The 1,153-nt window shown below is 64.4% G+C and carries 1 protein-coding gene; it reads left to right on the forward strand.

The annotated features are described in order from the left end of the window. Positions 1–104: 104 nt before the first annotated feature. The coding region (locus BJ122_RS18890) for an IS4 family transposase (RefSeq protein WP_110782822.1) at positions 105–1,153 on the forward strand (1,049 nt) is incomplete at its 3' end.

A 1,153-nucleotide genomic window follows, 5' to 3' on the forward strand; every position in this document is an offset into this window, starting at 1 on the left:
GCACGGCTGTCCGGGGAATGATTCAACGTGTCGCAGCGCATGCCCGGCCAAACCAGCGCGAAGCGGGTACTTTCTGGTTGTCGAGACTCAGAAAGGAGCCGGGCATGCGTTTTTGCGATAGCATTTTCGGACGGCTGCTGAAACCGCTGTCGCGGGGCCAGCTTGCGGCCACGGTGTCGCGGCACGACGGCGACGCCTACGACAAGGTCTTCAAGAGCTGGGATCATCTGGTGGCGCTGGTATTCGCGCAGCTTGCGGGCATCGACAGCTTGCGTTCGCTGCAGGCGGTCTGGAACGCCAACGCGCATCATCACTATCATCTCGGTGTCGGCAGGCTGGCGCGCTCGACGCTGGCCGACGCCAGCGCCCGCCGTCCGGTTGCGATCTTCGCCGAGACCTTCGAGCGGCTGTCGGGGCAGGCTGACCGCACGCTGAAGCGGGAAGGCGCGCAAATGCTGCGGCTGATCGATTCGACGCCGATCCCGCTTGATCAGTTGGTCGGCTGGGCGGCGTGGAACGGTCGCACCCGTGGCCTCAAGCTGCACGTGGTCTACGATCCCGGCGCGGATCATCCGCGCCAGCTGGCGATTACGCCGGCGAACGTGAATGACGTGACGCCCGGCCGGCAGTTCCCGATCGAGGCCGGCGCCACCTACGTGTTCGACAAGGCCTATTGCAGCTATGCCTGGTGGACCAGGCTGCACGACGAAGGCGCGCTGTTTGTGACCAGGCAGAAGGTTAGCGCCCAGTTCCGGGTGACGCGGTGGCGGCGGCCGCGCAAATGCAGGGGAGACGGCTTCACGGTGATCGAGGATGCCGAGGTCAAACTCGTTAGCAAAGGTGATTCCAAACTCGCAATTCCGATGCGCCGGGTTCGGGTTCGACGCGACGACGGCAGCAAGCTGACGCTGATCACCAATGACCTGAAGCGGTCGGCCGTCGAGATTGCAGCGCTCTACAAAGCACGCTGGCAGATCGAACTGCTGTTCCGCTGGATCAAGCAGCACCTGAAGCTGCGCAAATTCCTCGGCCGCTCCGAGAACGCGATCCGCCTGCAGATCCTGGCTGCCATGATCGCCTATCTGCTGCTGCGGATCGCCGCGCGCGAAAGCCGCCTCGTCATGCCCGCGATACGCTTCGCCGGTCTGGTCGC

This window comes from Rhodopseudomonas faecalis, assembly GCF_003217325.1.
Taxonomy (GTDB): domain Bacteria; phylum Pseudomonadota; class Alphaproteobacteria; order Rhizobiales; family Xanthobacteraceae; genus Rhodopseudomonas; species Rhodopseudomonas faecalis.